Raw genomic sequence first — 8,313 nt, forward strand, 5'->3', positions numbered from 1 at the left:
AGTTGGACTATCCCAACCTTTTGTCGGGCTTCTCTTTTTTAAACGAACCTGAAAACACGGCTAAAATGGACAGAAATAAAAGACTCCCAGTCACTCCGCTGATGTTCTTCAGCCTCATACTATCACTCAGCATCATCACAGCCAGATACAGCTATGATTACTTTTCCACGCGCTATTGGCTCATTGCAGCCATCATTGCCATAGCCTTAGCCGGCTGCTGCTATGTACTCAATGAAAACCGTCAGCTTTTCCGGCTCTTCTTCAGAAAAATCAAGCAGCTGGTCCTTCTTCAGAGCTTCCTTCTGTCGCTCTGCCTGTTCTGTCTGGGCGGTTTCATCACCTCCCATCATATCGATAAGACGAAAGCACCTGGCAGCATCATGACCTACCAGTCACTCTCCCCCATCGACCGCACCATCCTGGCAAGCCGTTCCTTCCGCCAGCAGCAGGAACAGCAGCTGCATACTTATCATATCGACGGACAGGATTTCGCCGTGATTTCTGCGATGGCGATGGGCGATAAGGGTTCACTCGACCGGGAAACCAAGGAGAGCTTTTCCATCTCCGGCACAAGTCATATACTGGCAGTTAGCGGCTTGCACATAGGCATTATCTTCCAGCTCTTCGTGATTCTTCTGGGCGGAAAGCGCCGTTCCAGACCCACCATTGCCTTGTCCCTCGTTGCCGTATGGGCGTATGTCGTCTTTATCGGCTTTCCCCCTAGTGCCGTCAGATCAGCCTCTATGCTCAGCATCTACAGTTTCTGCCTGTTATCCCTGCGCCCCGACCTTTCGCTCAACACCCTGGCGCTAGCCTATGTCATCATGCTGTTTCTGAATCCCTTCCATCTTTTCGACATCAGTTTCCAGATGTCCTTTCTCTCCGTGGCTTCCATCCTTATGTTCTATCCCCCACTCTTCGACCTGCTCAAATCCCACGGCAAGATTATCCGTAGCCTCTGGGGACTATTCAGCGTATCCCTGGCGGCACAGATAGGTACGCTTCCGCTCATCGTCTATTATTTCGGCAGAATATCCTGCTACTCCCTGCTCACCAGCTTCATCGCCATCCCGGCAGCCACCCTCATCCTCTATCTTTGTGCCCTACTCCTGCTGCTTTCTCCCCTTACCTACATTTCCAGCCTTGCCTCCGTCGGCATCTGGCTGATGCAACATATAGCAGCAGTACTTGCCAGCATTACCCAAGCCACCCATACCGCCTTCCGGCTTACCAGTCTGTTGCCGGGTGCCAGCATAGACCATCTTCATCTGTCACTCCTTCAGTTGATGCTTCTCTATCTGGCAGTCGTATCTGGCTATCTGGTCCTTGCCAAATGGAACCAGATAAGGGAAAAAATCTACAAGATTCGCCATTCTCATGCATTACCTTTCTAATCATTTGCCCATCACAAAAAAAATGTGTATCTTTGCAGTATGAATTACGATAGAATCCAACAGCAGGCTGGTCATCTGCCAGCATTCCAGATAGCCGACGCCATCAACAGCACCCTGAAGGAGTCGGCAAACCTTGTTGTCACTGCTCCGCCGGGAGCCGGAAAATCCACCGTGCTTCCACTCACCCTCCTCGAGGCTACCCCACAGGGCAGGATTCTGATGCTGGAACCACGCCGCCTTGCTGCCCGTCAGATAGCTGAACGAATGGCAAGCATCTTGGGCGAACCCGTGGGCAAGACCGTGGGTTACCGGGTACGCTTCGAGAACAAAGTTTCTTCAGAAACCCGCATCGAGGTGCTCACCGAGGGAATACTTACCCGAATGCTCATCCATGATGCCACGCTCGAAGGAGTGAGCGCCGTCATCTTCGATGAGTTTCACGAGCGAAGCATCAACTCCGACCTGGCACTTGCCCTCACCCGACAGGCACAGGAAATCATCCGACCAGATTTGAAGATCATCATCATGTCGGCAACCATCGATGCTTCCGCCATCTGCGAGGCTCTTCAGGCACCATTGATAGAGAGCGAAGGACGGATGTTCTCCGTAGAGACCGTTTATTCTGAAACCGATATTGCGCGATACGACATATATAAAGAGGTGGCGGCTACCATCCTCAAGGCTGCAGATAGGTACGAGGGAGATATTCTGGCTTTCCTTCCTGGACAGTCGGAGATTCTGAAATGCAAGGAGATATTGGATGCAAGCCTCAGCAGGGCTTCAGCTGAACTTTCCGTTACGCAGGTTTATCCGCTCTACGGCAATCTTCCACCCGAGAAGCAGCGCCTCGCCATCGCCCCATCCTGTGAGGGAGAAAGGAAAATTGTGCTCGCCACACCTATCGCAGAAACCTCACTTACCATCGAAGGCGTGAGGATCGTGGTGGATTCCGGACTTTGCCGAAAACAGGTTTACGACGCCCGAACGGGATTGAGCCACCTGGAAACCGTTACCATCAGCAAGGATATGGCAACCCAGAGAAAAGGACGAGCCGGACGAGTGGCTGAAGGAATCTGCTACCGGTTGTGGACTCAGACCTCGGAACATCTGATGGAAGACCAGCGCCGACCGGAGATAGAGGAAGCTGACCTTACATCGATGGTGCTCGACATTGCAGCCTTTGGCGAGAACAATCCCCAGTCGCTGCTCTGGCTTACTCCGCCACCAGGCAGTAACCTACTCAATGCCAAGGAATTGCTTCTTTCTCTTGAAGCGATAGAACCAGATGGCAGCATCACCCCATTGGGCAGGAAGATGGCAACATTGCCTTGTCATCCGCGCATCGCCAAGATGATGATGAGTTCAGAATCTTCTGCACTCAAAGCTCTAGCCTGCGACGTTGCCGCCCTGCTGGAAGAGAAAGACCCGATGAGCGATTCAGAGGATTCGGATATGGCGCTGCGCCTCTCCATCCTCCGTTCGCAGCGACAGAAAAACAGTCTGGGCAGATGGGCACGCATTGCCCAGATAGCCCAGGAATACCGCAGGATGCTCAAGGTGAAGGAAGACAATGAGCCGGTGGATGCAGAGGAAGTGGGCAGACTGATAGCCCTAGCCTATCCAGAGCGCATCGCCATGGCCATCGATAATATCGGACATTTCAGAATGTCGAACGGCAAGACAATCTTCATCGATTCAAGCGATGCAATGTCGGCGCAGCAATGGCTCGCCATCGCCTCGCTCAATGTATCTGCCCAGCCGTCGGGCACGAATGCTTCCACCCCGCTTCCATCTTCGGGAAAGGCAGGCAGGGTGTTTCTCTCGGCTCCCGTAAACATCATCGACCTCCCTACCCACGAGTTCGACAACATCTCGTGGGACAGTAAGGCGGGAATAATCAGGATGCAGAGAGAGCGACGCATCGGAACCCTGGTGGTAGATAGCAAACCACTCCAGGATGCCGACAAACAGCAGATTATCCATATACTCTGCACCGCCATCCGGAAGGAAGGACTCAGCATGCTGGATTGGAACGAAGACGTTCAGTGGTTGCAGCGGAGGGTGGCGAAGGTAAGAGAGTGGCACCCTGAAATGGAGTTGCCCGATTTGTCCACCGCACACCTGATGGAGACAGCCGGCAAATGGTTGCCCTTCTATCTGGACCAGGGCGGAAAGCTCAAGACGAGCACTGCCGAACTCAGGAAGCTCAATCTCCCGGAAATCCTCTGGGCACAGATTCCATACGAGCAGCAGCAGGAGATAGACCGCCTCGCACCCACCCACATCGTGGTTCCATCGGGCAGTCATATCCGCATCGACTATCGTCAGGGAGCCGAGGCTCCCATCCTCAGTGTTCGTCTGCAGGAATGCTTCGGAATGACTCAGACGCCAGCTGTTGATGATGGCAGGCAGCCTCTGTTGCTGGAGCTGCTCTCTCCAGGTTTCAAGCCCGTTCAGCTTACGCAGGATCTCGCCAGTTTCTGGCAATCCACCTATTTCGAGGTGCGCAAGGAGCTGAAGCGCCGCTACCCCAAGCACTTCTGGCCCGAGAATCCATTGGAAAGTGAGGCAGTAAGAGGGGTGAAAAGGAAGAAATAATAGATAGAAGAATAGTATAACTTTTTAAATAATAAATAATTATGAATGTAGGAGATAGAATACCAGAGATTCTTGGCATTGACCAGGACGGACGTGAGATCAAGGCAAGCGACTATCGTGGTCGCAAGATAGTGCTCTACAGTTATCCGAAGGCTAACACCAGCGGATGCACTGCCGAAGCCTGCTCCCTGCAGGCTCATAAGGAGGAACTGGCAGCAGCCGGTTACGAGATTATCGGCGTGAGCAAGGACAAGCAGGCACTGCAGAAGAAGTTTGCAGAAACCAAGGGTCTGCAGTTCCCTCTTATTGCCGATACCGAGACCACCCTTTTGCAGGAACTCGGCTGCTGGGGCGAGAAGGTAACCTGCGGCAGAAAGACCATCGGAATCCTCCGCACCACCTATCTTGTCAACGAAGAAGGCATTATTGAGAAAATATTCACTCCAAAGGAGATCAAGACCAAGATTCATGCAGAGCAGATTCTGGATTACATCCATCAATAAGCCTACAGCAGAATGGACAATATTGTCATCGAACTTTTTCTGTTGAGCATCGGAGCCAGTTTTGTGCAACGCACTACTGGCTTCGGTTTTGGCATCTTCATCATATCAGCGGACTAGCCTTTCTTCTTGGGGCGTAATCCACTGTAAAACAAGACATTCCATCCAATAGACATAAAAACATTGGTAAAAAACATAAGATTATGACAAACAAGGAATTGACACTCGCCCAACTGATGAGGGCGATGATAAAATATGATGGTGGCGATGCGCCACGCATCCAGCATTTCGTAAAGGTGCACGACTTTGCCCGTATGATTGCGATAGCAGAGGGAATGAACCAGGAAGACCTCTTCGTGCTCGAAGCAGCAGCCATTCTTCACGATGTGGGCATTCACGTTTCAGAAGCCCGATACGGCAACTGCGATGGCAAGCACCAGGAAGAACTGGGTCCTGATGAGGCAAGAAAAGTACTGTCAGAAGTTGATGGATTCACAGCCGCACAGATAGAAAGAATCTGCTGGCTCATTGCCCATCATCATACTTATCAAGATGTTACCAGCCTCGACCATCGCATTCTGCTCGAAGCAGATTTCCTGGTGAATTCCTTCGAAGCCCACCTTGCTCCCGAAGGCATCATCACCTTCCGCAATCATGTCTTCCGCTCGGAGTCAGCTATTAGTATGCTGAATGATATGTGGGGGCTGGAATAAAAAATCCGCAGCCTTGTTTTTACAAGGCTGCAGCCACCCTTTTTACTTTTGCCAATTTGGTCATAAAGGTAGAACTACATACAAGCCCAGCCAAACTTTCTTACAAGTTCTGTAAACAGACCTTTATCCTTTACAGGGATATTAACCACGATACTTTCCTTACCAGATGTTTCCAGATAATAGCCTTCATCTGGCAAACGATCTTCAGATATAGCAGTACTGATTTTCGAATCCAGCACAAGGCTGTTATCTGTCCCCCTCACATTGAAGTACGCCTTATCTCCTTCTGGAGACAAGAACAAGGAGCGCAGGTCCTTCTTTCCCATGCAGAAATCCTGCAGTCTTTTACTGGAAATACGAATCGCCGTATATTTGCATTCGGGAGTATCTTGATACAGCAAACACAAATACAACGTATCAAAACAATCCCTTGCGGTTAGCAATTGAGGATTGTCGTAGTACTCCAGTATGCTATCTACTTTCAGTATGGATTGTTTCTTATTCATAATTTTATTGTTTTTGCATTTTTAATATCAAACGCTTTGCTTCTCCACCAAGAATAATGAGAGTTTTTGAAAGTTTTCTTGATTTTGCCATCCATAGGTCGAAGACTTACCACTGCTATATTAGCATGCTTGAACTTTGGGAGTTTCAATAGTTTTTTTGCATCTTCTAATAAGGCAAAGACAGATACTGCTCTCACTATACAATCATCAATACCTTCTCCCTTAAAAACTTTGTTTGGAGCCAAGCGTTTTTGAGAGAAAAAGTCCTCAGATTCCGCAGGATTCCCATGTGATACACGGAAATAAGTACCATCGCATTCAACAGAGTCAAATGGCGGACAACTCGGTGGCAATTCTTCAAACCATTGATATTCCATAATCATATTTTTTAAAACACATGGCAAAGATAATATTTTAATTCGATATTCACAAATTTTATGAAGAAATCTTTTGCGGAGTCACTATATTTTTGATTATCAGTGTTAAAAATCATAAGAATCCCCTCATTTCTCATTATTTTTTATTATCTTTGCCCCAAATAACAATTAAAAACAAAGAATATGAGCACATCAACATTACGTGTACCTACTTCGTTTAGGTTACCAGCAGAGCTTCTTGAGGAGCTCAAGGAGTGTGCTAAGGCTACCAATCGCAGCCTTAACAATTACGTAGAATCCATTCTTATGGATTTTATGAGTAAGAACAAGACCATGGAGGAAAACGCGATTACTCCCGATTTGCAAGCGAAGCTTGACAAGGCGAGAGAAGAAATTCATAGTGGACAATGTATCACAATGAAGTCGCATGATGATATTGACAATTACTTTGCGAGTTTATGATTTATACTATCATTACTTCCAAGAGTGCTGAAGATGTCATCAAGAAATGGAAGAAATCCAATCCAAAGCTATTCAAAAAATACAAAAAAATCTATCATGAACTGGTAGATCACCCTAGAACTGGTATCGGTCATCCAGAGGCTTTAGTTGGTGGAAACTCCATTTTGTATTCAAGACATATCACAGCCCATGACAGAATCATTTACGAAATTCATGATGATGTCATAACCGTCCTGATATTAGATGTAGAAGGACATTACAATGACAAATAACCGAGTCCATACATCTGTGGAATCGGTAACTTATAGAATGTATAACAATTTAAAAAGGAAGAAATATAAGAAACAGAAAAGAAAGATATAACATAGTAAGATTATAAACTTGCGTTTACTAATTTGTTCGGAACACACTTGAAATTTTGCCGAATTAAAAGTATGTCATTCACGAATGAATAAGTTCTGTAAACGCCTGCGCTATAGCGTGGGCGGAACTTATCGTGAATGACGGGCCCGGCAAAAGCCTCAAGTGTAGATAAGGGAAGCTCACGCTTCTTCTTTGTCTTCACTTCATCAAGGCTTTCATTGAATGGCTTTCCAGCCAATCCTTCTGTCCGCTGCCCGTTTTACTCCGATAATGATTTAGTTCCAAACGCACCCATCAGCTATAGCAAAAGACGTTGGAGTTCGCTTCAATGTTTGTTGCTATACCTTATTATATATAGTAACCAACAATGAAAAGAGCTACGAATGGACAAATTAAGAATGCAGAGTAGTAATGGTGTCGAGGACAACATTACGAAAATTGCGCAGCTGTTTCCCGACTGCGTTACGGAGACTGTAGATGAAAGAAGCGGTCAGCCAAAGCACCTCATAGATTTCGAGAAACTCAAGCAGAATCTTTCTGATAGCGTGATGTCAGAAAGAGCAGAACGCTACCAGTTTACCTGGCCCGACAAGAGCAAGGCGATTCTCCTTGCCAACTCTCCTATCAATGCCACACTTCGCCCTTGCCGTGAAGACAGCGTTGATTTCGACAACACCCAGAACCTTTATATCGAGGGTGACAACCTCGATGTTCTCAAGTGTCTGAAGGAGACTTATCTCCACAAGGTGAAAATGATCTATATAGACCCACCTTACAACACCGGAAACGACTTTGTGTATGAAGATGATTTCGCTCAGTCTTCAGAAGAATATCTCGCCAACTCAGGACAGTTTGACGAGCAGGGCAACCGTATGTTTACCAATGCCGAAAGCAAAGAACTGATAGAGAAAGCCATTGCCGCCATTAACAAGGAACTGGTGGTTTCGAGACTGAGCTACGTGGTAACCCGAGGAGTGCAGAAGACGGAACTGAAACACGACGATATGAAGGCGGGCAGCATGATGGTGCAGGAGGAAATGCAGCATGATGACCTGAGAACGGATGTAGTAAGCACCGTAAAGTACGACCTGCTGGGCAAGATAGCCGCCAACACCCGATTGACCCGCAAGACCATCGCCGGGATTCTATCCCAAATCATGCCAAGCAAGTTTGATATGTACAAGGTGAATCCGGAAGAGTTTATCCGCAGGGTAAGCCGTCTGATACTGGAGCAGAAAGCCACCATCATCGTAGATCATATCAGTTACAACGAGATAGAGGGAAGCTACGATTCCGCCATCTTTACGGAGGAGAAACATACCTCGCTCGACAAGGCTTACCAGGGAAGGAAGAGCATTGTGGATTATGTGTTTACCGATGGAACGGCAAAGCAGAGTGTG

General features: G+C 47.7%; 8 protein-coding genes and 1 pseudogene. 7 read left to right on the top strand and 2 right to left on the bottom strand.

What is annotated here, in order from left to right; genetic code table 11:
- The first annotated feature begins 65 nt into the window (after positions 1-65).
- The 4 genes from AAAT87_RS10920 (at position 66) to AAAT87_RS10935 (ending at position 5,205) form a co-directional block, all read left to right on the top strand.
- Positions 66-1,394 (top strand): ComEC/Rec2 family competence protein, encoded by a 1,329-nt coding sequence (locus tag AAAT87_RS10920; protein ID WP_349226426.1) that lies wholly within the window; start codon positions 66-68, stop codon positions 1,392-1,394.
- A gap of 39 nt (positions 1,395-1,433) precedes the next feature.
- Positions 1,434-3,992, top strand: coding sequence for an ATP-dependent helicase HrpB (gene hrpB / locus AAAT87_RS10925; RefSeq protein WP_349226427.1), 2,559 nt, complete (start codon positions 1,434-1,436; stop codon positions 3,990-3,992).
- Positions 3,993-4,033: 41 nt separating this feature from the next.
- Positions 4,034-4,495, top strand: a complete 462-nt coding sequence (locus AAAT87_RS10930; RefSeq protein WP_153122304.1) for a peroxiredoxin — start codon at positions 4,034-4,036, stop codon at positions 4,493-4,495.
- A gap of 200 nt (positions 4,496-4,695) precedes the next feature.
- The gene (locus AAAT87_RS10935; protein WP_349226428.1) at positions 4,696-5,205 is read left to right on the top strand and encodes an HD domain-containing protein; all 510 of its coding nucleotides are present in this window, start codon (positions 4,696-4,698) and stop codon (positions 5,203-5,205) included.
- Positions 5,206-5,279: 74 nt separating this feature from the next.
- Here AAAT87_RS10935 and AAAT87_RS10940 read toward each other — a convergent pair whose 3' ends face one another.
- Both AAAT87_RS10940 and AAAT87_RS10945 read right to left on the bottom strand, forming a co-directional pair.
- Positions 5,280-5,711, bottom strand: coding sequence for a DUF6575 domain-containing protein (locus tag AAAT87_RS10940; RefSeq protein WP_089544155.1), 432 nt, complete (start codon positions 5,709-5,711; stop codon positions 5,280-5,282).
- A complete protein-coding gene (locus AAAT87_RS10945) occupies positions 5,708-6,088 on the bottom strand; it encodes a hypothetical protein (protein ID WP_153090487.1) in 381 nt (126 codons plus the stop codon). Before AAAT87_RS10945 ends, AAAT87_RS10940 begins: the two co-directional genes overlap by 4 nt.
- Positions 6,089-6,271: 183 nt before the next feature.
- Here AAAT87_RS10945 and AAAT87_RS10950 point away from each other — a divergent pair, with 183 nt between their 5' ends.
- The 3 genes and pseudogenes from AAAT87_RS10950 to AAAT87_RS10960 form a co-directional block, all read left to right on the top strand.
- On the top strand, positions 6,272-6,550 hold the full coding sequence (locus AAAT87_RS10950; protein ID WP_349226429.1) for an Arc family DNA-binding protein: 279 nt from the start codon (positions 6,272-6,274) through the stop codon (positions 6,548-6,550).
- Entirely contained in the window at positions 6,547-6,822 is a 276-nt protein-coding gene (locus AAAT87_RS10955; RefSeq protein WP_298531016.1) for a type II toxin-antitoxin system YoeB family toxin, read from the top strand. Before AAAT87_RS10950 ends, AAAT87_RS10955 begins: the two co-directional genes overlap by 4 nt.
- A 474-nt stretch (positions 6,823-7,296) precedes the next feature.
- Positions 7,297-8,313: pseudogene (locus tag AAAT87_RS10960) on the top strand (hypothetical protein); the annotation flags it as partial.

Source organism: Segatella sinensis, assembly GCF_040095255.1.
GTDB lineage: Bacteria > Bacteroidota > Bacteroidia > Bacteroidales > Bacteroidaceae > Prevotella > Prevotella sinensis.